Origin of the sequence: Labilibacter marinus (assembly GCF_001659685.2) — a bacterium.
Taxonomy (GTDB): Bacteria; Bacteroidota; Bacteroidia; order Bacteroidales; family Marinilabiliaceae; genus Saccharicrinis; species Saccharicrinis marinus.
This window is the reverse complement of sequence record NZ_LXYE02000060.1, coordinates 37,951-62,879: the sequence shown is the minus strand read 5'-3', so window position 1 is coordinate 62,879 and position 24,929 is coordinate 37,951. Positions and strand designations below refer to the sequence as shown.

Annotated in this window: 22 protein-coding genes, 2 tRNA genes and 1 pseudogene; 17 read left to right on the top strand and 8 right to left on the bottom strand. The window is 34.4% G+C overall.

Annotated features, from left to right (window positions below; translation table 11 throughout):
• The first annotated feature begins 38 nt into the window (after positions 1-38).
• A complete protein-coding gene (locus A8L32_RS22150) occupies positions 39-2,042 on the top strand; it encodes an Ig-like domain-containing protein (RefSeq protein WP_066633400.1) in 2,004 nt (667 codons plus the stop codon).
• A 79-nt stretch (positions 2,043-2,121) separates the two neighbouring features.
• Here A8L32_RS22150 and A8L32_RS22145 read toward each other — a convergent pair.
• The 4 genes from A8L32_RS22145 to A8L32_RS22130 all read right to left on the bottom strand — a co-directional run bounded on the left by A8L32_RS22145 (position 2,122) and on the right by A8L32_RS22130 (position 4,148).
• A tRNA-Arg gene (locus A8L32_RS22145) sits at positions 2,122-2,195 on the bottom strand.
• Between the two features lie 84 nt (positions 2,196-2,279).
• Positions 2,280-2,353, bottom strand: a tRNA-Arg gene (locus A8L32_RS22140).
• A gap of 199 nt (positions 2,354-2,552) precedes the next feature.
• Positions 2,553-3,311 carry a NigD1/NigD2 family lipoprotein gene (locus A8L32_RS22135; RefSeq protein WP_066633397.1) on the bottom strand — a complete coding sequence of 253 codons (759 nt, stop codon included), beginning with the start codon at positions 3,309-3,311 and terminating at the stop codon, positions 2,553-2,555.
• Positions 3,312-3,467: 156 nt separating this feature from the next.
• Entirely contained in the window at positions 3,468-4,148 is a 681-nt protein-coding gene (locus A8L32_RS22130; RefSeq protein ID WP_158027282.1) for a Crp/Fnr family transcriptional regulator, read from the bottom strand.
• A 125-nt stretch (positions 4,149-4,273) separates the two neighbouring features.
• Here A8L32_RS22130 and A8L32_RS22125 point away from each other — a divergent pair, with 125 nt between their 5' ends.
• The 3 genes from A8L32_RS22125 to A8L32_RS22115 all read left to right on the top strand — a co-directional run bounded on the left by A8L32_RS22125 (position 4,274) and on the right by A8L32_RS22115 (position 7,661).
• Positions 4,274-5,149, top strand: coding sequence for an ATP-binding protein (locus tag A8L32_RS22125; protein WP_066633395.1), 876 nt, complete (start codon positions 4,274-4,276; stop codon positions 5,147-5,149).
• Positions 5,150-5,404: 255 nt separating this feature from the next.
• Positions 5,405-7,051 carry a hydroxylamine reductase gene (hcp, locus tag A8L32_RS22120; protein ID WP_066633393.1) on the top strand — a complete coding sequence of 549 codons (1,647 nt, stop codon included), beginning with the start codon at positions 5,405-5,407 and terminating at the stop codon, positions 7,049-7,051.
• 88 nt (positions 7,052-7,139) lie between these two features.
• Positions 7,140-7,661, top strand: coding sequence for a GNAT family N-acetyltransferase (locus A8L32_RS22115; protein WP_066633420.1), 522 nt, complete (start codon positions 7,140-7,142; stop codon positions 7,659-7,661).
• Positions 7,662-7,734: 73 nt separating this feature from the next.
• On the opposite strand, the gene sucD is transcribed toward A8L32_RS22115, so the two are convergent.
• Positions 7,735-8,604, bottom strand: a complete 870-nt coding sequence (gene sucD / locus A8L32_RS22110) for a succinate--CoA ligase subunit alpha (protein WP_066633392.1) — start codon at positions 8,602-8,604, stop codon at positions 7,735-7,737.
• A gap of 194 nt (positions 8,605-8,798) precedes the next feature.
• Here sucD and mnmE point away from each other — a divergent pair, with 194 nt between their 5' ends.
• From mnmE to A8L32_RS22075, 6 genes are all read left to right on the top strand, one after another.
• The gene (mnmE, locus tag A8L32_RS22105; protein ID WP_198931836.1) at positions 8,799-10,214 is read left to right on the top strand and encodes a tRNA uridine-5-carboxymethylaminomethyl(34) synthesis GTPase MnmE; all 1,416 of its coding nucleotides are present in this window, start codon (positions 8,799-8,801) and stop codon (positions 10,212-10,214) included.
• A gap of 152 nt (positions 10,215-10,366) precedes the next feature.
• Positions 10,367-11,494 (top strand): tyrosine-type recombinase/integrase, encoded by a 1,128-nt coding sequence (locus tag A8L32_RS22100; protein WP_066633391.1) that lies wholly within the window; start codon positions 10,367-10,369, stop codon positions 11,492-11,494.
• A gap of 869 nt (positions 11,495-12,363) precedes the next feature.
• Positions 12,364-12,654, top strand: coding sequence for a helix-turn-helix transcriptional regulator (locus A8L32_RS22090; protein WP_066633386.1), 291 nt, complete (start codon positions 12,364-12,366; stop codon positions 12,652-12,654).
• Positions 12,655-12,757: 103 nt separating this feature from the next.
• Positions 12,758-13,255, top strand: coding sequence for a hypothetical protein (locus tag A8L32_RS22085; protein ID WP_066633383.1), 498 nt, complete (start codon positions 12,758-12,760; stop codon positions 13,253-13,255).
• A complete protein-coding gene (locus tag A8L32_RS22080; protein ID WP_066633374.1) occupies positions 13,242-13,880 on the top strand; it encodes a P-loop NTPase family protein in 639 nt (212 codons plus the stop codon). Before A8L32_RS22085 ends, A8L32_RS22080 begins: the two co-directional genes overlap by 14 nt.
• A gap of 287 nt (positions 13,881-14,167) precedes the next feature.
• A complete protein-coding gene (locus A8L32_RS22075; protein ID WP_083631463.1) occupies positions 14,168-14,521 on the top strand; it encodes a plasmid mobilization protein in 354 nt (117 codons plus the stop codon).
• 308 nt (positions 14,522-14,829) lie between these two features.
• Here the strand turns inward: A8L32_RS22075 and A8L32_RS22070 are convergent, their stop codons facing one another.
• Complete coding sequence (locus tag A8L32_RS22070; RefSeq protein ID WP_071797497.1) at positions 14,830-15,099, bottom strand: hypothetical protein; 270 nt, start codon at positions 15,097-15,099, stop codon at positions 14,830-14,832.
• A 257-nt stretch (positions 15,100-15,356) separates the two neighbouring features.
• On the opposite strand from A8L32_RS22070, the pseudogene A8L32_RS22065 reads away from it, so the two are divergent.
• From A8L32_RS22065 to A8L32_RS23580, 6 genes and pseudogenes are all read left to right on the top strand, one after another.
• Positions 15,357-15,744, top strand: a pseudogene (locus A8L32_RS22065) (type I restriction endonuclease); the annotation flags it as partial.
• Complete coding sequence (locus A8L32_RS22060; RefSeq protein ID WP_066633360.1) at positions 15,737-15,967, top strand: type I restriction-modification enzyme R subunit C-terminal domain-containing protein; 231 nt, start codon at positions 15,737-15,739, stop codon at positions 15,965-15,967. The pseudogene A8L32_RS22065 and the gene A8L32_RS22060, both read left to right, overlap by 8 nt.
• Positions 15,968-17,296 (top strand): AAA family ATPase, encoded by a 1,329-nt coding sequence (locus tag A8L32_RS22055; RefSeq protein WP_066633358.1) that lies wholly within the window; start codon positions 15,968-15,970, stop codon positions 17,294-17,296.
• 2 nt (positions 17,297-17,298) lie between these two features.
• Positions 17,299-18,528, top strand: coding sequence for a tetratricopeptide repeat protein (locus A8L32_RS22050; protein ID WP_066633355.1), 1,230 nt, complete (start codon positions 17,299-17,301; stop codon positions 18,526-18,528).
• 177 nt (positions 18,529-18,705) lie between these two features.
• Positions 18,706-20,520, top strand: coding sequence for a pentapeptide repeat-containing protein (locus A8L32_RS22045; protein WP_066633353.1), 1,815 nt, complete (start codon positions 18,706-18,708; stop codon positions 20,518-20,520).
• A gap of 12 nt (positions 20,521-20,532) precedes the next feature.
• Positions 20,533-20,682: a hypothetical protein gene (locus tag A8L32_RS23580; RefSeq protein WP_158027281.1), complete on the top strand. Its 150-nt coding sequence runs from the start codon at positions 20,533-20,535 to the stop codon at positions 20,680-20,682.
• 77 nt (positions 20,683-20,759) lie between these two features.
• On the opposite strand, the gene A8L32_RS22040 is transcribed toward A8L32_RS23580, so the two are convergent.
• Together A8L32_RS22040 and A8L32_RS22035 are read right to left on the bottom strand one after the other, a co-directional pair.
• Entirely contained in the window at positions 20,760-21,923 is a 1,164-nt protein-coding gene (locus tag A8L32_RS22040) for an RtcB family protein (protein WP_066633348.1), read from the bottom strand.
• 158 nt (positions 21,924-22,081) lie between these two features.
• Positions 22,082-23,182: a slipin family protein gene (locus A8L32_RS22035; RefSeq protein ID WP_066633345.1), complete on the bottom strand. Its 1,101-nt coding sequence runs from the start codon at positions 23,180-23,182 to the stop codon at positions 22,082-22,084.
• 663 nt (positions 23,183-23,845) lie between these two features.
• On the opposite strand from A8L32_RS22035, the gene A8L32_RS22030 reads away from it, so the two are divergent.
• Positions 23,846-24,859, top strand: coding sequence for a helix-turn-helix transcriptional regulator (locus A8L32_RS22030; RefSeq protein WP_066633341.1), 1,014 nt, complete (start codon positions 23,846-23,848; stop codon positions 24,857-24,859).
• Positions 24,860-24,929: the final 70 nt, after the last annotated feature.

Here is a 24,929-nt window from a genome sequence, read left to right as displayed (position 1 = left end):
TTACAAGGATTGTCCGGATTTTAAAAAAATTTAAACCAATGAAAAAAACACACGCTTTATTATTAGTATTAGTAATGACTGTTATAAGTATTCCAAGCACTATAACAGCTCAAGCCTTGGGTTACAATAACAACCGTATAGCATGTAGTGCTGATGGAAATAATCAACCCGATTTGGAATATACAGGAACATACAATACCGCAGATCCTGATGATTGGGGAGCTACCCCTATGACTTTAGCAATAATAGCCAAAGCTCAACTACAAGATAAATTAGTTCATTTTTCGTATAACAATTTTATGCCCTCTCCTGTGCATACTACAGAGACAAATTATATGAAACAAAATGCCGAAGATGGCGCTACTCGATTTAAGTTTAATACTGATGTGTTTTTTGATGTGGGTACGCACAAAGCTGAGGCTATTTTAAGTCTTAAAAACGAAATTGCAAAATCAACGGCATCTGATCCATTATACTTTTTACATATGGGACCTTCTGAGTTCTTCTATCAGGCTGTAAAAGCTGTAATAGATCAAGGTAATACAGAGTCCTTATCGCATATTTATGTTATTTCACACAGTAATTATAACGACAATCATTTAAGACGCGACAATGAACACACCATGACTCAATGTATCACTTTGAGTGGTAATCGCATAAATTACAAGTTAATTAAAGACCAAAACACTTGTAACATTGGTTATCAAGGCCTTTGTTCTAATACCAACTTTTTTCAATGGCAGTTTTTAAGAGATCATCGCGACCCAAATTTAGTATGGTTATGGGACAGAATGCATGACCACAAACATGGCAAAGCCGATGTGTCGGATGCGGGATTGATTTTTTATTTACTAAAAAACAATGAAAACGGAAGTCCGTCAACTCTAAAGACCTTCTTCGATTATGGAATTCTACTTCCAGGTGATGAAATTATTGAAAACATAAACATAACAGATCAGTCTGTCACTATATTTCCACAGCGTAGATATCAATTAAGCTTTACTACAATGCCAGCCGAACCTTGGGATAATTTTTACACTTGGACTACTAGTAATGCAGAAGTAGCCTATATTTCTCCAACAGGCAGATTAGTTGGAGTTTCTCCTGGCTCGGCTAAAATAACCATACATGGAGGTGTAGATGGTACAACAGACGAAATAGACATTAAGGTAATTAGTGATTCTAATTGTGAAGATTGTACAGCTACTTGCGAATTAATTGAAAAAGACGGTCTGTTGGTTTTTGAAGCTGAGCGTTTCAACTTAAAAGGTGCATGGGAAGTTGTTGAAAATGATAATTATGCTTCGGGAGGCAAGTATATTACATATACTGGTTCAAACAGTTATAATAACCAAAACCTAGCGAATGAAATTTCTTATACTTTTACGATAACAAACCCAGGTCGATATACAGTTAAATGGTTTATGCGTCAGCCAGATGAAGCTGAAGGTGATCTATCCAATGATGTTTGGGTTTATATAGACGGTGACCGTGGTTATTCGGGAGATCAACAATTAACTTCCTACAAAAAGTTTGTTGGCAGAAGTAAAACCGTATTCACGATGAACGGAGCTTTAGATATTGATCATCATTCATACGCGCTAATTGGTAATTTTTCTACTGCAGGAGACTATACCATGAAGATTTGTGGCCGATCCGAACATATACAAATTGATAAATTTGTTTTCTACAAAGGACTTTCTGGCGATGACGCTACCTACAAAGCATCTGAAGTGACAGAAACAACCACATGTATGGATGATGTGATTAGTGGCGATGCAGAAGATACTAGCATCGGTTCTGGCTCAAAAAAGAGTAAGCTAAAATTGTTTCCTAACCCAATGACTAATGAATTTAAAATAGTAGCTAATTCTCCAGGAACCGTGCAGATATTTTCAATGGACGGACAGATGATTCAGCTCAATACAGTAAATACTGGCATCAATGTTATACAGCTTAAGGATATTAAACCTGGCAATTACATTACTTATTATAAAAGTATTAATGAAGCTAAAAGAGCAGTTATAACGGTAACTAGATAAACACTCATTTATTACGAAACAAAAAAGCCTATAAATCATACGATTTATAGGCTTTTTGCTACATTCAATTATGTAAAAGTGAACCTGAAGGGATTCGAACCCCTAACCTCCACGGCCGTAACGTAGTGCACTATCCAGTTATGCTACAGGTCCAATATGTAATTTTGCATTAAAAATAATTCCGAAAAACAACTTTAAAAAACCCATAAGTAAATTACTTACTTATGGGCTTTCTTGTGAACCTGAAGGGATTCGAACCCCTAACCTCTGCGGCCGTAACGCAGTGCACTATCCAGTTATGCTACAGGTCCAATATTTAGTTGCTTTTAGAGAACGTTTTTCTCAAATGCGGTGCAAATATAGGGAATTTATTTCTTTCAAACCAAGCCCTATTCTTAAAAACTTGATGTTATTTTAACTTACAATAAGCAATTATACTTTAACAAAAAGTATATCAGAAACATAAGACAAACAAAAAAGGAGCAAATAATTGCTCCTTTTTTATTCTTGTTATTTAATCAAGCCAGTTTCATTGTAATCGTGATGCAATTTCACAGCATTTGTTTGTGGCATATCCAGTTCATCATAGGTATAAGTTAATACTTCGTTGTATTCATATTCGCCATCTTTTCCCATACTTCTTACAAAAAAGTCAATACTATTACTTTCGTCCGACTTAAAACTTGAAACATCAAAAGAGGCTATTCCCCATTGGCGAACATTGTAAGGATCACCATTTTTATTGTGTTTAAGTTCCAAAATAACTTCTCCTTCATCTGTTTCCGACTCTTCACTATTATGTACTAAATTAATAAAGTGAATTCCTCCACCTCCACCGTATTCAAACTCCACATTTAAATAGTCATCCGTAAACCAAGTATCAATAATTGTAACAGGATCATGGCCTATAGAGTCAATAACCTCTTGCGTAGTTTCTTCAGTGAATTTAAATACCGGCTTTGTTAAAATCTCTGTAATCCTATTTACTTTCACATAATGATCGTAACGCTCATCATCATCCGCATCTCCTAATATGGTATAATTTACAATTACACGCATACCATCTTCTAAAAAGCTAGGGTCCACTGCTGTTGCAGAAGGCCAAAGGATTGTTCCATCATCGGTTGTTATATGAAACGATTCTGCGTCTTTTGTCACTGTACCCGATGACAACCAGAAATCACCTAAACTATAGCCATCATCATCATTACTACACGACGTAAAAAATAACATCCCAAACGCCGCCATCAATAACATTAATTTTTTCATCTTTCTTTCCTGTTTTTAATTAATCAATCTGCAAGTATGACTGTAGAAAAAAAGATGGGTTGCTTCAAGCCTTAAAAAAAATAAGAAATTGTTTGAAATTTGTTTTTCAGTACAATTTTGATGAATTCTGACGAAGGATAATGATTTAAACAGTTTCTAAACCAAGCATTCTTTAAGTCTTGCTATATCCAGAAGTTTTACCTCTTTTCCTTTGGCCTCTATGATGCCTTCGTTGTGTAACTCACGCATTCCTCTACCTACAGAAGGACGTGCAACACCAAATAACTCAGCCAATTGACTTTGAGACAAAGGTAAAGTAACCGAACCATTACCTGCTTCTGTGCGAAGTTGTAATATGTAGTTAGCTATTTTTCCTTTTACCGTTTGAAAGGATAAAAACTTTATTTTTTGCGAAAGAAATTGAGATCTATCCGAGATAACATTAAGGTAATTTAGTAAAATGACCTGATTACTGGCAAAAAGTTGTAATACCGAGGCTTTGGGTATAATCAATAATTGAGACTCTTTATTGGATACTACATTGACTGGGTAGTTATTTTGTCTTCCAAATAAAAAGGCAATAGCCAAAGGTTTAGGAGGTTCAATATCTTCAATCTTTATGGTTTTACCCGAAAAATCGACCATCTCTCCTTTTACACTTCCAGATAATACTATATATAGCTTTTCAACAGCTTCCCCTTCATGTGCTACTATTTGCCCATCGGAGTACTTCTTTATCTGAAAATGAATTTGCGTAAAGAGTGCTATGATTTCTTTAAAGCTAAGACCCTTAAATACAGGACACTTCTCTAACATCGGAAAGTTTTCAATCATCATGTTTAATGTTATATAAATACTCCTTGCAAGAAAAATACAATTTTTTATCCGAATTGTAACATATGTTACAAGCATAGCTTCAATTTTCGCCTCATATTTGCATCAAACAAACAAAAAGGAGTACAATGGAAAGAGATGTAATCAAAATAGACGAAGAGCTGTGCAACGGATGCGGTGAATGCGTGCCAGGTTGCCACGAAGGTGCTTTACAAATAATTGATGGAAAAGCACGATTAATTAGCGATTTAATGTGTGATGGCTTAGGAGCATGCTTAGGACACTGCCCTATGGGAGCTATGGAAATTGAACGTAGAGAAGCAGACCCATATAACGAAACCAAAGTAATGGAGATTATGGTTTCTAAGGGAATTAACACAGTTGTAGCACACTTAAAACATTTAAAAGATCATAACGAAATGGAGTTTGTAAAGGAAGCTATGACATTCCTTAAAAACAACCAGGATAAATATGATTTTGAATTAGAAGAAGTAATTAACGCAATGCATAACAAACCAGCAGCTATGGCAAATCAAGGTGGCGGATGTCCAGGATCACAAAGTAGAGAAATTAACAAACCTGCATTTTCATTAGCCGACGCTGCACCTGCAGCACCACAAACATCTCAATTGAGACAGTGGCCTGTGCAAATGCATTTAATCAATCCAGGAGCTAGCTTTTTTCAAGAAGCTGATATGGTATTAGCAGCGGACTGCGCACCATTTGCTATGGGAGATTTTCACTCAAAATTCTTAAAAAATAAAGTATTAGGTATTGCTTGTCCTAAATTGGATGACGGAATGGATGTTTATTTAAATAAGCTTGTTTCATTGATTAATGATGCCAAAATTAACTCATTAACAGTGGTTATTATGCAAGTACCTTGTTGTGGTGGATTGATGGGAGTTGCGCAACAAGCATTGCAATTAGCAAGTAGAAAAATTCCTCTAAAACGAGCTATCGTATCTGTAGAAGGCGAAGTGCTTTCTGAAGAATGGGTATAGCCAATCAACAAAAATATTTATCGCGACTAAGCAGCTTGTATGAGCAATAAACTTACAGAGCGATATGAGGAGGAGTTGCACTTTATGGTGCGATATTAAACGAAAGGGAAAAGTGAAGTTGAGTTTAGGGAATAAGGATAGGATGATGGATGGAGTTTCCCTTTCGTTAATTAACAAATTAAAACGGACAATTAAAATACATTGTCTATCAAGCATAATTCAAATAGTCTAAACAAATACTTAAAAAATCGAAAAATGAGCATGTTTTGTTATCAGTGTCAGGAAGCAGCTAAGGGTACAGGCTGTACAGTTAAAGGAGTTTGTGGTAAAACCGACGAGGTGGCTGCACTTCAGGATGTATTACTTTTTGTTTCCAAGGGAGTTGCACATGTAAATGCTCTTGCTTCTAAAAACGATTTAGGAAGTGATAAAGCCTATAAATATATGGTTGATGCTTTATTTATTACCATCACTAATGCAAACTTTGATGGTGGTAAAATTGAAGCTAAAATCAACGAAGGAATTCAGTTAAGAGATGAGTTAAAAGCTGCACTCGCAGCTAAAGGCATTGACTCAACTACTAAAGAGCACAGTGTAAACTACGCAGGGTCAACTAAAGAAGACTTTTTAGCTGTTGCACCAGCCATTGGCATCTTAGCTATCGAAAACGAAGATATACGTTCGTTAAAAGAACTTTTAATTTATGGGGTAAAAGGTATGGCTGCTTATGCAGAACATGCAATGAACCTAAACTACAATAGCCAAGAAGTTTGTGACTTTATTCAAAAAGCATTAATCGCTTCTACTGATAATACTTTAAGCGTTGACGAGTTAGTAGGCCTAGTACTTGAGTGTGGTAAGTTTGGTGTTGATGTAATGGCATTATTAGATAAAGCCAACACTGAAAGCTTTGGTAACCCAGAAATTACGTCTGTTAACATTGGCGTTCGTAACAAGCCAGCTATCCTTATTTCGGGCCACGACCTTAAGGACATGGAAGAGCTATTAAAGCAAACTGATGGAACAGGTGTTGATGTATATACACACAGCGAAATGTTACCTGCTAATTACTATCCAGAATTTAAAAAGTATGAGCACTTTGTAGGTAACTACGGTAATGCATGGTGGAAGCAAAAAGAAGAATTTGAAAGCTTCAACGGACCAATCTTGTTTACTACTAACTGTATCGTTCCTCCAAAAGAAAACTATATCGACCGTATTTATACAACTGGAGCTAGTGGTTTTGACGGATGTACACATATTGCAGATCGTCAAGATGGTCAGCCAAAAGATTTCAGTATAATTATTGAGCATGCTAAAAAATGTGCTTCTCCAACCGAAATTGAAACTGGAGAAATCGTAGGTGGATTTGCTCACAATCAGGTTTTACAATTAGCCGACAAAGTAGTCGATGCTGTTAAAGGTGGTGCTATCAAGAAATTTGTTGTAATGGCTGGTTGTGATGGTAGAATGAATGATCGTGATTACTATAGCGACTTTGCGACAGAACTACCTGAAGATACAGTAATATTAACAGCGGGTTGTGCTAAGTATCGTTACAATAAATTACCATTAGGTGATATTGGTGGTATTCCAAGAGTATTAGATGCTGGACAGTGTAATGATTCATATTCATTAGCGGTTACTGCACTTAAACTTAAAGAAGTATTTGAGCTTGATGACATTAACGATTTACCAATTGTATATAACATTGCTTGGTACGAGCAAAAAGCAGTTATTGTATTGCTTGCTTTATTAAGCTTAGGAGTAAAAAACATCAACCTTGGACCTACATTACCAGCGTTCTTATCGCCAAATGTAGTTAACGTATTGGTTGAAAACTTTAATATTGGCGGTATCACTAATGTAAAAGATGATATCGAACGAATGATTTTGTCATAGAAATCATTTAAATACGCCTTTTGTTTGTTCCCTCATTGTTTATACGATGGGGGATTTTTATTTTTACAGCAAAATAGGATTCCATAATATGTTATACGAAACAGTAAAGTCATCCATCTTTTTTTTAAAGATGGATAAAAAGCCCTCAGCATCTTTAATTGATAAAGAAGGTACATCTATTGAAGAAATAGCAAAGCCGATAGACACCGACTGGTATCGAGCATTATATTCAAGTGTTGGTGAAAACTTAAACTGGTTGGATAGAACTTTTATGAAAGATGATGTTCTTCAAGAAAAAATAAACTGTAAGAACACGCACATTTTCTGTTTTAAGATAGAAGGAAAACATGCTGGTTATTGCGAATTAGTTCAGGAAGATGATTCTGTTGAAATTTTGTACTTTGGTCTAACACCAGAATTTATTGGACAGGGATATGGAAAATACTTTTTAAACAAAACCATTGAATTAGCTTGGAGCCTTTGTCCTAAATTCATTGAATTAAACACCTGCGATTTAGATCATCCCAATGCCTTAAGCACCTATAAAAAGGCAGGTTTCACATGGTACAAAACCATAGTTGAAGAAAAGAAAATAAAAAAGCTTCTTTGATATTTCTACCAAAGAAGCTTAATTCTATAAATGTTATTTATTATCCCACTCTATTAAGTCGGGCTAATTTCAATTACGATAATGCATTTTTCATGGTAACACCAAGTGTTGCTGGCGACTCCACTACATGAATTCCGCATTCTTTCATCACTTTCATCTTAGCAGCAGCAGTATCATCTGTTCCACCAATAATTGCACCGGCATGTCCCATTCTACGACCCTTTGGCGCTGTTTGTCCTGCAATAAAACCCACTACTGGTTTAGTACCATTTTCCTTGATCCATCTGGCAGCTTCAGTTTCCATTCCTCCACCAATCTCTCCAATCATAATAATACCATCCGTATCTGGATCATCCATTAAAAGCTTAACAGCCTCCTTAGTAGTAGTACCAATAATAGGATCACCTCCAATACCAATACAAGTACTCTGACCTAAACCTTCTTTGGTTAATTGATCAACCGCCTCATAGGTTAATGTACCTGAGCGAGAAACAACGCCAATCTTACCTTTAGAATGGATAAAACCAGGCATAATACCCACTTTAGCTAATCCTGGCGAAATAACACCTGGACAGTTTGGTCCAACCAATCGTATATCTTTTCCTGTAATAAAATTCTTCACTTTTACCATATCCGCTGTAGGAATACCCTCTGTGATCGCAATGGCCACCTTAATACCCGCATCAGCAGCTTCCATTATAGCATCCGCCGCAAAAGCTGGTGGTACAAAAATTACCGACACATCGGCCTTTACCTTTTCTACAGCTTCTTTAACTGTATTAAAAACAGGCAAATTTAGGTGAGTACTTCCACCCTTTCCTGGAGTAACACCTCCAACTACATTGGTTCCGTATTCAATCATTTGTGAGGCATGAAATGTACCCTCACTACCGGTAAAACCTTGAACTATTACATTCGATTTATCTGAAACTAATACACTCATATTTTTTTCTCTAAATGTTTGTTTAACAAAGTAGGATTTTTTTTACATAAAGCCAATTACATATATCAAAAATATTCTGTTGGCTCGAATTACATAAAATAACAATGCTTTTTCAAATATGTTCGGCTTTTTTATGGTTGAAGTTTTAAAGTAGGTAATGCTTTACTTACTTTTGCGCTAAAATATGCGTTATAATGATTAATCTTAAGGATACAATTGTCGCGGTTTCTACCGCTCAAGGTGCAGGAGCTATTGCTGTTATTCGTTTAACAGGACCAGAAAGTATAAGTATTTGTGATCAGGTATTTAAATCCGTAAAACAGGGTAAAAAACTTGTTGACCAAAGCGCTAATACCATCCATTTTGGTTCCTTAATAGATAACGATAAGGAATTAGACGAAGTATTGGTCAGTATCTTTAAGGCTCCCAACTCTTTTACCGGAGAAAATACTGTAGAAGTATCGTGTCATGGCGCCCCTTATATCCAACAAAAAGTACTGGAGTTGTTTATTAATAGCGGAGCTCAACTTGCTGCTCCTGGTGAATTTACCCAACGTGCCTTTTTAAATGGTAAGATGGATTTATCTCAGGCCGAAGCGGTGGCGGATTTAATTGCATCCAGAAGTGAAGCTGCGAGACGAGTTGCTCTGCAACAGATGAAAGGTGGGTTCTCTAACGAACTAGTTCATTTAAGAGAACGCCTATTAAATTTTATCTCATTAATAGAATTAGAGTTGGATTTTAGTGAAGAAGATGTTGAATTTGCCGACCGTAAACAATTGGTAGGTTTAGTGGACGAAATTGAAAAAGTATTATCAAAACTCGTTAGTTCCTTCTCATTAGGAAATGCCATCAAAAACGGTATTCCCGTGGCTATTGTGGGTCATACCAACGCAGGCAAGTCTACCCTACTCAATACTATTTTACAGGAAGATAGAGCTATTGTATCAGATATTCATGGCACTACACGCGATGTTATTGAGGATACCATCAACATTGAAGGTATCACCTTTCGTTTTATTGATACGGCCGGTATTCGGAAAACTTCTGATACCATCGAAAACATTGGTATTGATCGTACTTATGGTAAAATTGAATCTGCTTCTATTGTCATCCTCATGCTCGACATAAACGATCCGGATGAAAAGATTCATGAGGCTATCTCTGATGTAAAAGACCGAATGAATGAGGATCAAAAGCTAGTAGTCGCCATCAATAAAATTGACTTACTCAATGAAAAAGAAATTGGTGCTCGTTTTGACAAGAACAATTTTCAGGAACTATCAGGCACAGATGCTATTGTTCCAATGTCGGCCAAACTACAAAAGGGTATTGATCTTTTGTCTTCTGAATTGATTAAGACAATTAACCTTAAGGCTGTAGATAATGATGAAGTAATTGTAACAAACGCTCGCCACTACGAAGCGCTTCAACGTTCTCACGAATCTATATCAAGAGTGTTAGACGGACTTAAAAGCGGAATTTCGGGGGACTTTCTTGCTCAAGATATCAGAGAAGTGCTAAGTCACCTTGCTGAGATTACAGGTGGAGAGATACATACAGACGAGGTATTAGGTAATATATTCAAGAACTTTTGTATCGGAAAGTAAATATCGAAAACAAAGTCAAACCAACGAAATTTAACACTTGATTATCAGTGATGTTAAGTATTTATTTAAATTTACCACTTGAGTTCGCTATACTTTCTTTTTACATCTTTTTACCTTACTTTTACAACTCATACTATTTGAAGTTGTAAAAAATGAAAATAAATTTACGAAAAAGAAAACTCAAGGATGGACGCACTAGTTTATTCCTTGAGTACTACAAAGGGTACTCTAAAAACGAAGATGGTAAAATTAAGCATAATCGAGAATTCGAAAACCTAGAACTTTACCTCACAGATAAACCTAAAACACCAAACGCTAAACAGCAAAACAAAACAAATCTTGATTTAGCCGAAAAGATTAAAACTAAACGTCAAGCTGAGTATGATTCTGGAAAATTTGGATTCAAGGATACTTCAAAAATAAATATCGACTTCATTGATTACTTTAAGAAGTTAACGGATGAAAGATTTGAAAGCAAAGGTAACCATGGCAATTGGGAAAGTACACATCGTCACCTAATAAAACATTTTGGGGAACGTCTTATGTTTCGCGATTTTGGTGCTGATAAACTTACATCATTTAAAAAGTACCTTGATAATGATGCTACAACGCCGCAAGGCAAAAACTTAGCTCCTAACACAAAGATTTCATACTTTAACAAAGTAAAGTCAGCACTTAATCAAGCCTTTAAAGAACGTATTATATTTGAAAATCCTGGAGATATTGTTAAAAGCTTTCCTAAAGCAGAAGTAGAGCGCCCATATTTAACCCACAGCGAAGTGCAAAAGTTAGCCAATACGGAATGTCGTAAACCAATATTAAAGAAAGCTTTTTTATTTGCATGCTTAACTGGTTTAAGATATTCCGATGTAGAAAAACTTACTTGGAAAGAACTAAGGGAAAATGAAGACGAATTAAGAATCATCTTTAATCAAAAGAAAACGGATGGTCTTGAGTATTTATACATAAGTGAAAATGCCCGAGAATTAATGGGTACAAAAGGTGATCCTGAAGAACAAGTATTTACAGGATTAAAATACACCGCTCAAACATCACAACTTCTGATGAAGTGGGCTATTAAAGCAGGAGTTTTTAAAGAATTTACATTTCACGCTAGCAGACATACGAATGCAGTTCTGATGCTTGAGAATGGAGCTGACATCTACACGGTTTCAAAACGGCTTGGACATAAAGAAATTAGAACTACAGAGATTTATGCCAAGATAGTGGATCAAAAACAAAAAGAAGCAGCCAATATTATACCCGAAATTAACTTATAATGGAAAGATTTCTGACTTATACCCAAACAGGGATAACCCTACTCCTACTTTTGCCTATCGGAAAAATGTTCTTTCTATATTTCAAATATTTTGTTTTTTACATGTTCAACTCACCGATATTTTGGTGGAATAAAGATATAGAAAAACCCAGATTACTATTTTTTATACTAGGACTATGCTTTAGTACTTTTTCCTGGGCATTTTTTAAGTACAACGACAATAATTGGCTACTAGTTTATATACTAGCAGTATGTCTAAACCTCATTGGGCTTTCGACCATGGTTTACATTTGGAGTAAAGGATTTGAAAAAAAGTTAATACCATTCATTAGAGAAAACCTACTTTCAGAAAAATTATTATGTCCGTACATCAATGGATATAATATAAATAACACCCTAAAAGAATTTATTGACAAACAAATAATTGAGTGCGATTTAGAATCTTTTTTTTGTTTTTTAAAGCTAAAAAAGATTTCTTCTGATTCAAAAATAATTAGCTATTACACAAAACGTGACTTAATACGTTTTATTTTTATAGTATTTGATATTGATGATATCAACCTAAAGTCATTAAGTAATATAATATCTCATTATTTCATATGTAAAGACAATACTCCTTATGAATTATCAGGGCTTAAAACCGAATTACCAAAGGTGAAAGCAGAAATCCTACACAACAAACATATATACACCAAACTAAGACGCGACATTCAATCAATATTTCTTGATAATATAAGATAGGAAACACTAATTTCCTATTTGTTTCCTCTTGATTTTAGGCCACTTACTTAACTTGCTTTTACTTTGTTTACGAATTCAAAATAAACGCAAATGGCCATTTGTTCATATTCACTTTTATAACAAAAGATCATGGACAATATTATTTCACTAGAGGAACGACTTATTCGTATTGAGAAACTTCTTATTTCACAAAAGAGGACTTTAACATTTGAGAATCTTGTTGATTACACGGGATTCAAGCCCTCGTATGTTTACAAATTAACAAGCTCATGTTCCATTCCACATTCTAAACCGGGTGGCGGTAAGCTCTTCTTCGATAAAGAAGCAGTAGATGACTGGTTACTAAATTCAAATAAAATTCCAACAAGAGAACAATTAGATCAGGAGGCTAGTGATTATCTGTTAAACAGAAGGCGCTAATTTAAAAAAGCGTTGCCTCCACAACGCTTCCTTATTTCATTGAATTTTAATCCAAAATAATATTCCAAAATTATGGAATTTTTCTGTAGTAACAACCAATTATATGGAAGGATGGATCAAATTACATCGAAGCCTATTAGAGCATTGGCTTTACAATGACAATCAACCTTTTTCAAAAAGAGAAGCATGGATTCATTTACTTCTTATTGCCAATCATTCAAGCAAAGAAATCGTTATTGGCAATCAAGTTTTTCTCTGCGAAAGAGGCCAAAGCATAAGGTCTCTAAATAGCTATGCATACACCTTCAAATGGTCTAAATCAAAAGTATCGAGGTTTTTTAAAATGCTCGAAAATCGACACATGATTGAAACGCAAAGCATTCATAAATCGACACGGATAACAATCTGTAATTATGAACATTACCAAGGTGAGCGAAACGCAAGTGAAACGCAACGGATTAAAAAACGGAACGCAAGCGAAACGCGCGCGGTACCAAACAAGAATGTAAAGAATGAAAAAGAAGAAAAGAAGTTAACATCTAATGATAATTTTCTAAATAATACAAAATCAAAAAAAGATCCTTTTTATGTCGAATTATAACCTTAAATCAGTTTATGCATACATTTCCCTTCTAGGAGCAAGAAGGGTTGATAATTTCTATTTAAACGATAGGGATAAAGAAATCTACAAACGACTCTTTCTATATTTTTACCAAAACAATCAATTTGAAAAATTGCACCCTTCGTATCGATTATCTAAAGGATTGCTTGTTACTGGAGATATTGGCGTGGGAAAAAGCCTAATGATGTCAATATTTAGAGACCTACTTCAAGAAAAATCACCACAAACAAATTTCCGAATGGAGAAGGCTTTTGATATCGCTGGCGAATACTCTCAAAATGGGTATGCTATTATCGAGAAACATGGTAAAAACTGTTTTGGAAAGAAAAATGGTATTTTAGATAAAAAACAACCAATCATAAAATGCTATGATGACTTAGGCACAGAAGATAGATTAACAGGGTTTTATGCAAACAAAACCAATGTTATGGAAAAAATATTACTTACTCGATATGACCAATTCATTCAATTTAAAATGAAAACTTTTATTACAACCAACTTTACAGGAGAGCAAATAGAAGAGTATTATGGGGCTAGAGTTAGAAGTAGATTAAGAGAAATGGTTAACGTGATTAATTACCCTGGCATTGATAGAAGAAACTAACATTAGGGAAAATAATAATTTACGCCACAATTATTAAACCTACTTAATATAATTCCCCTAGCGTTTTTAGCAAATGTTCACATTTTGTCCCTTAATTTATCAGAAAGAAAATTCCAATTAAAAAGTATCGCAAAGTAGATTTGATAAAAATGAAGCAAGATGTGTTTTTGTGCGGACAAATTAAAATTTATCAGCACAAAACCTTCTTGCCTGAGTGAATCAGGAGTGGAAAAACCCTCGCAACTTGGGTTCTTATACTAGTAACATATTAAACTTACAGTACAGTTATGAATAGAGACAAACGTTTATGGATTCGCGTTAATCAAAAAGAAAAAGAGGAGCTGGATTTATTGGCAAATGGATATAAAAACACCTCGCACTTTGTTCGCTCGTGTATATTTAATAATTTTTCTAATCCGATTAATCCAGTTGATTTTATTCGCGTGATGGATGAAGTTTCTCTGGATATGAAAAAAATTGGCAATAATATAAATCAAGTTGCTAAATATGTAAACCAAAGAAAAGATACACCCAGTGATAATTTGCTAATGGAATATAATAATTTACTGGATTCCTACATTAAAATTCAAATTAGGTTAGAAAAAGCATACGGAAAGATGATTACAAAAGCAATTCAATAATCAAGTTCCATATTTATATATTCTGTGAATATGGATTATTACATATATAGAATACATAAACATATATTATATGAATATTTGTTTATATAAAATATGTTTATGTATTTACACTTCCCTCACACCTACAACAACTTACACCCAGCCAAACAACAAGTAAATTACCAACAACAGATAATCCATATCATTTTATATAAATATATATTTCCATATTCATAGAATGTATATTTATATATTATTTAATTATGGATAAACTATAGACACAATAGTTAAAGCATAAAAAAAAGGCACCATAACTGATGCCTCATAATTCATTTCCATCTTGTTTTACGGTATCTTTTCCAATTTCGGTTTCTCCCTTTTTTAAGGGTTGAATTAGGAGTCTCCCTTCCATGAGGATAACAGAATCTGCACCCTCCCATTTCAATAAAGTTTTGAATCCTCGAAATTCTAACGTTATTATACTTTTTAGGAATGTCTACCAAACCTGGATAATAGCATCCAAAAGCTTTTTTCAGACGGAATTCTTTCTTTGTTTTTACTTTAAAGCTATGAGGTAAATTCTCCTCAAAATGTTCCATTTTTAGTTAAGTACTGATGAATACTTAACCAAGAACCTGTTGATATTTGTGAAATAAGCTCATTATAAAATGATAAATTAAAATTCTTTAAAGTATAATAGTAAAAATTCAATAAACTACAGGTTTATAGCGATTAATGTTTTTAAACATCCTTTAACCGTTATCAAATTTGCTTTCATATTCCTTTATTTCACTTTTATTACAATAAAAGCCTATTGTTTTACTATTTTCACAACCGTTTTACCAATTGCGAGCAAATGAACAAACAAAACCTTTCCGAAAGAGACATATGTACCAAGTTCATTAATCCAGCCATTGAAAAAGCAGGGTGGAATATGAGAAAACAGGTACGTGAAGAAGTTTCGTTTACCGACGGACGAATTATTGTACAAGGTAAACTGCATGCGCGTGGAAAACGAAAGCGAGCTGATTACATACTCTACAACAAACCCAATGTACCCATTGCTATTATTGAGGCAAAAGACAATAAAAAACCTGTGGGGTGCAGGAATGCAACAAGCTTTAGAATATGCAGAAATACTACAAATACCTTTCGTATTTACTTCTAATGGAGATTCGTTTGTATTTCACGACAAGTCGGCAATAAACGGACAAATTGAAACTGAACTAACCTTAGATGAATTTTTACTTTGGTAAATACAGCGAACTGGCTCAAAAGGTAATTACCAGCTTACTTGATAAGTATGAAAGCGAAGGTATTGTTTCCATTGAAACGGGCTCAGTTTTAAAAGTACAACCCCTAAATCAATTGGGTGGCCCAGTAGAATTAGTTAAAGCCTTTGGTAAAAAGAAAGATTTTGAGAAAGCAATTAAAGAATTAGAAAACGAACTATACGAAACTGCATAAATGACAGAAGAACAACTAAATCAACTCAAAAGTGCTGTAGAATTATCTCCTGATAATGTAGTACTATTGAAAATGTATTTCAATGGTTTAAAAGCACTCCATAAATGGAACGAAGCAGAAGAAATTATATCTAACCTAAACAAGCTGGAACCGTCAGTTGAGCATCAAGTGGAGTTTGCTCAGGTACTTTACCATCTAAATAAAATTTCGCAAGGTGTATTGATTTTGGAAAACGCATTAGCTTCTGACTCGAATAATATGGAAGCCTATAAGTTAATTATCCTTCTTTACTATAAAGAGAATGATGAAAATACCGCTTACAAATATTATAAAAGACTAAAGCGTATAGATCCTGATTTTTCTGACGAAGAAATAGACGAATTGTTTAGTTCTGAAGATGATAACAGTAGCGAAGATGATAAAATACGCTTACTTAGCGCTCCTGAAAAGATTACGCCTATTATACCTTTAGAAAAACCTGACGTTTCTTTTGATGATGTTGGAGGTATGCAATCTGTTAAGGAAGACATCTCCATGAAAATCATCAACCCTATTAAACATGCCGATTTATTTAAGCAGTACGGTAAAAAGATTGGGGGCGGAATTCTACTTTACGGTCCTCCTGGGTGCGGAAAAACACATATTGCCAAGGCTACTGCAGGAGAAATTGATTCTGCATTTATTTCGGTAGGCATTAATGAGGTAATGGATATGTACCTTGGCCAAAGTGAAAAACAGTTACATGAGATATTTGACTTTGCCAGAAATAATACGCCAGCAGTGATATTCTTTGATGAAGTTGATGCATTAGGTGCGAGTAGAAATGACATGAGAGGTAGCGCTGGAAAAAATGTAATTAATCAGTTTTTACAAGAGCTAGACGGCATCAATGCTTCAAACGATGGAATATTAGTATTAGGAGCCACCAACGCACCTTGGCATATAGATAATGCATTTAAGCGACCAGGAAGATTTGACAGAATCATCTTTATTCCACCACCAGACGCTATTGCGCGAAAAGAAATATTGGAAATTCAGCTTAAGGATAAACCTAAAATGGAGGTTGATATAGAAAAGGTAGCCAATAAAGCGGTAAACTTTACTGGTGCTGATTTAAAATCGTTAGTAGACTACACCATTGAAGAAAAATTAAAAGTGATTCTAAAATCGGGCAAAGAAACACCTATAAAAACCAAGGACTTCTTATCTGCTATTAAAAAAATTAGGCCTTCGAGTATGGAATGGTTTGAAACTGCACGAAATTATGCCGTGTACTCAAATCAAGGTGGACAATATGATGATATCAAAACCTTTTTAAACATTAAGTAACTATGAGTACTATAAGCAGAGCTGAGTTATTACTGCAGCAAAACAAATATGATTTAGCAGAAAAGGAATTACAATTACATTTAGCCGAAAACCCAAACGACGCTTTTTCTCATGCTTACCTGGCATTGGCCTATTCGGGACTCGGTAAAGACCAGAAAGCGCTAGAAGCAGCAAAACAAAGCGTAAGTCTAATTCCTGACGCATCTTTCCCTTTATATGTATTATCTAGGTGTTATGTAAGTATTGATAACCTAAAAGATGCTTTAGCTACGAGCGAACAAGCTTTAAGATTTGCCCCTGATGATGCCGATTTTTTATGCAACCATGGAGCTATATTATGCGACCTGAAAAAATATGAAGAAGCCATAACGGCACTCAATAGTGCTTTAGAAAATGATCCGGAACATGCAGGAAGCAAACAAATAAAATCAATTGTATTACGAAACCAAGGACGTTACAAGGAGGCTGATGATATTGCACAAGAGGCATTGGAGGATAATCCAGAAGATGCGCATTCATTTGCAGCCAAAGGTTGGACAGCCTTAGATTCTGGCAATACAAAGGAATCGTTACAACATTTTAAAAGTGCAGTTATGATTGACCCGAATAGTGAATTTGCTAAGTCGGGCATGGTGATGGCTTTAAAAGCGCAAAACCCTTTATTTAATTTGTTTTACAAGTTTCATACTTGGATTGCAAGCCTATCTCCTTCTGCCAGATGGGGATTTATTATTGGCATCTATGTATTTATGCGCGTATTAAGAAAAGTAAGCGAAACCAACTCTCCTATTGCACCTGTGCTTGGTTTTATCTTTGCCTTGTATATCTTATTTGCATTCCTATCATGGACAATAGACCCCATATTTAATATTTTCATGCGGTTTAACCAGTATGCGAAATATGCACTTAACAGAGGAGAGATTATAGCCTCTAACATTATGGCCTTTTTACTGATTTCGGCAGCAACACAATATCTATTAACATTTGCACTTCCCTGGTATCCTATTACAGGAGCTATTGGAGCTCTGTTTCTTACCTTGCCTGTATCCGGAACTTTTAATAGATGGGACACCAAAAAGTTTATTCCTCATTTGGTTTATACCATTGCTTTGAGCATACTATGGGTTGCAAATATAGTTTTACCCATAGCAGGAAATGATATTCCATCGTTATGGTTTTTATTTTTAGGTGGTACTATTGCCTACACATGGATATCACAAATGGGTAAATAACAAATTCAATTTTAGTTTATAATGAGCATTACAACAAACATAAAAGCCATAGTAGCCAAAGTAAACTTATGCGACCAATTGGAACAAGAGATTGCACAAAATACAAAGCAGGTGGAGAATTTAATGCAGAGGTGTTTGAGGGAGGTAGTTAGATAAAGATTAATAATTTTTATTACCATGGATAATGAGATTCTAAAATCACTTACTAAAGAAAAACTCAATCAAGAGATTAGAGAATTTGAGGGTGATAATGTTCATCTTGATTCTAATCAAATTGATACAGAAGCATCGGTGTTTCACAGTAACAAAAAGATAGTTTCTGCAGCACATTTTTTCTTTGAAAAAACTTTTAGCTATGTTATTGAATTAAAAGAATGTTTATTCACTAGTGGAGTAACGATTAATGCTGAATTTGAAAAACCGCTGGTATTTAAAGGTAGTATATTTAGCAAATCTTTTTCTCATACCGGTAATGTAAATAACAGGGCTGTTTTTGCCAATGTATTCTTTGGTAGCGAAACAGAATTTTCAAATGTCAACTTCAAAGATGATGTAAGATTTTCAAAATCAAGGTTTCTCCGTGGAGCAAAGTTTATATCATGCACCTTTGAAGGAATTGTAGATTTTAAGGAAGCAATAATAAAAGAAGAAATAGAATTTAATGACTGCACCTTTAATGGTAAAGTTTTCTTTTCAGTAGCACATATCAACTGGCTAACATTGAACAATTGTATTTTTAACAGTCTATTTTCTTTTGAAGAAGGAAGTGTTGCTACCTTCTTTCTTATTAGCCTAAGTAATTTTAAGTTAGATGTTTCCTTTAGGCAACTACGTTTAAATAGTTTTTCAATCAATAAAGCAATATTCGAAAGCAACATAGATTTTTCAGCATTACAAACAACTCCTTCAATACGTTCAATTGATATTAAATACTCAGAATTTTGGGGTGAAACTGTTTTCTTTGACAGACACTTTGAGAGCGTTTTATTCTATGATGTAATTTTTAAGGGAGTTGCTGATTTTTATAATTCTACGTTTCTAGAAGGTATTCCATTTATAAAAACACGCTTTTTAGATAGCTTGATTTTAACCAAAGTAAAAATAAAAAAAAACCTATTGGCATTTGTTAATTCATCTGTTGCTAAAAGTTTTATTCTTCATGATGCAACTTTCGAACAAGGATTAAACCTTGCTCCAATGCATGGTAACGGAGAAGGTACCATCAATGCACTTAATTGCAATTTTGGCGACTTTAAAGCATCTTTAGATGCAGGTGATGTGTACTTGGACGAAAACTGGAAAAAAATATCATTTGAGCACAAGAGGGAAACATACAGAATACTTAAAAATGAAGCTATAAAGCAAAATAATCGTATTGCAGCTTTAGATTTTCATGCAAGAGAGATGGAGTCGCATACTTTATGTGTGAAAGAAAAAGGAAACTATATTTTATCCCGAACTAGTAAAGAGACAAAACTTGATAAACTAGCGCATAAGTTATCTGAGAGGGCATTCAAAAAAGATACTATTGTAAAAAGCATTGTATTGGCACCCTTTGCTATCCCTATAATCTTAATAATGGTTATTTGCTACCCCTTTGCAAATATTAAATTTAACTCTGATTTATTTGTTCTAAGACTTAATCAAATAACCAATAACCATGGTTCGGACTGGAAAAGAGGAATAATATTTACACTATCAACATCTGCTATTTTCTTTATGCTATTCTGGTTTTCTTTGGAACAAGCACCTGTAGTTTTCAATGTAAATGCTTCTTTGGAGCATACTCTTGATGGAATTGGAAATATTTTTAGTAATTATCTAAACTTTACTAATCCAACGCATAGGGTCAGTTTTATGGAAAACCATTATAGTGAAGAAATATTTACCAAAGGAGCCTGGACTGTATTCTTTGATTTTATAGCTAGAATCTTTATCGGTGTAGGCCTTTATCAAACAATCCAGGCATTTAGAAAATATGGGAGGTTTTAATTTATATAGCGCATGAGTACAAACAAACTAGATAAATATATTCCAACCGTAACTGATCTGTCTGACTGGACTATAAACCTATATGCCAATACAGGTAGAAGTAGAGCAAAAAGAATTGCCTCCGAACCAGTAACAGATGACCTATATTTTGTAAAAGGTTAGAAAGTAACAAAAGATGGAGAAATCAAATAACCAACGGAGTTTTTATGATACTAGATAAAATCTAGAATCTTTAGAATCTATCCCTTCACCACTGCCAAAGGCTCCAACTCCACTTTTATTTTCACTAAATCCTTCTGATTGGCCATTACGGTATCAATATCTTTGTAAGCACCCGCAGCTTCATCTAAATCTTTGTTATGGCGAATGCCGTGAATGATTCCTTTGTCATCCAAACGTTTGATTTCGGTATTTAAATCTAATTCTCGTTGCGCTTGCTTTCGTCCCATTACACGACCTGCACCATGCGAGCATGACTCAAAGCTTTCTGGATTGCCTAAACCTTCCACGATATACGATTTTGTTCCTTGCGATCCAGGGATAATACCTAATTCACCTAAACGTGCTCTGGTTGCCCCTTTGCGATGAACCAGCACATTTTCGCCAAAATGATTCTCCCAAGCAGCATAGTTATGGGCAATGTTTATTAATTCATCAAACTCCACTTCTCCTTTTATAACTGATTGAAAAGCATGTTGCACACGCTCCATCATTAAACTACGGTTAGCAAAAGCAAAATCTACGCAGTAATTCATCTCTTCCATATAAGCATGTGCTTCATCCGTTTCGATGGGTAAAAATGCTAGGTCGTATGAAGCTGGAACTGAAGCGTGCCAGCGTTCGTTTAGGGCTTTCGCTTTTTTGTCGTAGAATTGAGCAACTTGATTCCCCAAATTTCTACTTCCAGAATGTATCATTACCCAGATATAACCATCGGACCCGTGTTGTATTTCTATAAAGTGATTCCCTCCTCCTAAAGAGCCTATTTGTTTTTTTGCTTTATCTATGTGTCGTTCAACGATTGAGGGTAATTCATCCATACTTGGCATGTATTTATCATCCTGAACCTCTTTATGCCAATTAAATCCTACAGGAATCAGCTTTCGTATTTGACTCATAATACGTTTTAATGTATCAGAATCAGCATCATCTATATTGGTTCGCATGGCGCACATACCACAACCAATATCAACGCCTACCGCATTGGGAATAATAACTCCTTTGGTAGCCAATACTCCTCCAATAGGCATTCCATAACCCATATGCGCATCAGGCATTAAGGCAACATGCTTATGTACAAAGGGCAAGTTGGCCATGTTTTTTGCCTGAATTAAGGCATTCTCTTCTATTTCGTCCAACCACATTTTTATAGGTCGGTTTTCTGTTGATATAACTTGTTTCATATTTAATTTTAATATCAAGACACAAGTATAAAGTATTTAGACTGATGTACAGGAAGTAAAACCAATACACCATAATTCTTTACTAACTCCCATTAAGTTATGGTCATACTCTATGTGTCATTTTTTGTTAAAATGGGATTCTTTAATGTTTTCTTTTTTTATCTATCAGTAGAGAATATCTCCTTTAACTGATCTACTACTTGACCTCCACCGGATAAGGAAATAGTATTAATTTTATCTGCAATTTTTTCCACATACTCCATTTCTTTTAACTTAAAAAGCATTGTGTTATCCTGCATCAATTTTGCAGTATTCAATAAACTTCGTGTAGATGCTGTTTCTTCTCTGCGCGTGATGATATTAGCTTGAGCTCTCTTTTGGGCTACTAATACCTGATTCATGATTTCTTTAACTTCCCCTGGTAATATAATATCTCGAATACCACCATCAGATAACTCTATACCATAATCAACAGATTTTTCGCGTACGGAACCCATAATAAAATCAGCCACCTCCTCTTTTCTCTCCAATATTTCATCCAAGGTTAAAGTACCCACATATTCTCGCAAAGCTAACTGAAGCGTTACATGCAATTGCTTCTTATAATCTTGATTTTCTGTTAAAGCTTTCATCGCATTTACTACTTTATACGTAGCAAAAAAGCTGATTCGAATCGCTGCTTTATCCTTTGTTAATAATTCTTGTCCCGAAATTTCTAATTGTGTCTGACGCAAATCAGCTTTCATAACAAGCACAGGCGTATTATTTTTCCAAAAACAATATACACCTTGGTTTAACTCTTTAATAAACTTATCATTAACAAACAACAAACCTTTTTCGTACGACTCTACACGATAAATTCTTACATAAGGAAAAATATCAGTTTTATAAAGAATATTTACAGGTATATCTTCGGTAATATCTACCTTACTTAAATCTACTTTTTTAAAGGCATAGTTCGTTGATCCTTTCCAATACGCATAACGCCCAGGCTTAAGCACTTCATTGAATACTCCGTTTTCATATTTCAATACCAATTCATTATCCAACACTTCTACAACTTCTAACATGTCGGCTAATTCTTCATCTTGCAACAAGATGTTTAATTCCATAGATAATGTAAATGGTTGCGACATATTACAAATTCCTACTTTATCAAAGAACCACACCCAATGAGTACCAGCTTTTAATATTTTAATATAATCTCCATTTCTAAATACTAAACCGATTTTACCTTTGTTTATTCTTATTCGTTTCATCTTTAGGTATTTTTAGTTTGTTAATCATTCATTTAATAAATAAGCAGAGCGACAAAGCCATCTTTGGTAACGGGAATTAGAGAATCACTATTTCTGAACAATTAGTTTATCTATTGATTGAATTCGATAATCTGAATTGCATATCTATAGAGTAAGTAATTATCCGCAATAATCATTACACCTCATTCGCTAGTAAGCCAAAGATTGTTATCATCCGAAAATGAATACTGGCTATTAGTCACTCTACTTTCATGTAACTGTTAAAAAGTGAGTAGTCAACTCAAAGTCAGGGTTCGAACCTGTAGTCTTGCGACCTTACCAATTAGAGATGTTGCTCTACCTATTTTAGCTATTCTGACATTTATCAGAAGGAGGGCTCGAACCTCCAACACACATCGGGTATGAAAAAAAGCAAAAAAACAAGTAGCACATTGAACTTTACTAAGCCAATACTATGAAGCTATACAGAAACTTACATCAAGCCTTGAAACTTTGTTTTAATCATGTCTTTATCCTCTCATACAGAGAAGAAATATTTTTAATCACAAAAGTGAGTGTATTCAAAGAACGTTTGTCTGATTGACTCTACAAAGATTCATCGTTACTGCGCAATCTTTTTGCGTAGTAGAATATTTTTTTTATTTTTCTTAAAAAAAATACAATATGCCAGTTAATAGGAATGCCCTCATTAGATATACTACTATTGATAAATGCTTGCGTAACAGATATAGGAAGTGGACTTTAGAGGATTTAATTGAAACTTGTTCTGATGCTTTATATGAGTTTGAGGGAATTGACAAAGGGGTTAGTAAACGCACCATTCAATTGGATATTCAAACCATGCGAAGTGAGAAATTGGGATATAATGCTCCTATCATAATCACCGATAAAAAGTACTACACTTATGAAGATCCTGATTATTCAATTACAAATTTGCCCTTATCAAATCAGGACTTAGATAAACTAACGGATGCAATAGAAATCTTAAAACAGTTTCAAGGATTTAGTCATTTTAAAGAGATGACAGGACTAATACAGAAATTAGAGAACAAAATACATACTGAGCAAAATCAATCTCGTCCAATCATACATATTGAACGCAACGAAGAGTTAAAAGGTCTTGAGCATCTAAATGGATTGTACGAAGTAATTCTTAAGCAGCAAGTCATCCTTATTAATTATAAATCTTTTAAAGCCAAGAAAGCACAGCGTATCTATTTTCATCCTTATCTATTAAAGGAGTTTAACAATAGATGGTTCTTAGTGGGCAGAAAAACAAAAGGAGAATCAATTATCACCTTAGCATTGGATCGTATTGAATCTTTCCAACCAGCAGAGAATATTAAATTCAATATGGATGAAACTTTTCATCCTCACTCCTATTATGAAAACATTATTGGTGTTACCGTAAATCATGGTCTTGTACCAAGAATAATAAAATTAGCCATTAACCAAGAAAATGCACCTTACGTTTTAACCAAACCAATTCATTGGACACAGGAACTCATTGAACAAAATAAAAATGGAATTATCATCAGTATTAAATTAATACCTAATTATGAATTGGAACGATTATTACTAGGTTTTGGACCAGCATTGGAAGTATTATCTCCTCCTTCTTTAAGGAAAAAAATGAGTGATTTGCTTACAAAAGCCAGTGAACAATACAACAAATAGATTACGAACGCAAGGCGTTCGTAATTGAGTATTGATTAATAAATTACATGCATTAAGATATAAAAAGCAT